1 protein-coding gene is annotated in these 452 nt (G+C 65.9%); it reads right to left on the bottom strand.

Translation table 11 applies throughout. From position 1 onward, the window contains the following. On the bottom strand, positions 1-452 hold a 452-nt coding region (locus CWS72_RS27880), incomplete at both ends, for a methyl-accepting chemotaxis protein (RefSeq protein WP_101251979.1).

Raw genomic sequence — 452 nt, 5'->3', positions numbered from 1 at the left:
TGTTTCATGGTTTCGGCGTGGCGGGACAGTTCTGTGGCGGCGCCCAGCACGTCGGAGGCGGCATGGCCGGTTCCCTCGGCCGCCTCGGATACTCCGCCGATGTTCTGGGTGACCTGACGGGTGCCGATGGAGGCCTCGTTCACGTTGCGGGCGATTTCCTGGGTGGCCGCCCCTTGCTGCTCGACCGCCGAGGCGATGGTGGTGGAGATCTGATTGATCTCCGTGATGGTGGCGCCGATGGCCTGAATGGCCTGCACCGCCTCCTTGGTGGCCGATTGCACGGCGGTCACCTGCTGGGCGATTTCCTCGGTGGCCTTGCCGGTCTGGTTGGCGAGATTCTTCACCTCGCCGGCAACCACGGCGAAGCCTTTGCCGGCCTCTCCGGCGCGCGCCGCCTCGATGGTGGCGTTCAAGGCCAGCAGATTGGTCTGGCTGGCGATGTCGTTGATCAA

Source organism: Telmatospirillum siberiense (assembly GCF_002845745.1).
Taxonomy (GTDB): Bacteria; Pseudomonadota; Alphaproteobacteria; order Rhodospirillales; family Magnetospirillaceae; genus Telmatospirillum; species Telmatospirillum siberiense.
This window is presented reverse-complemented; position numbering and strand designations above follow the sequence as displayed.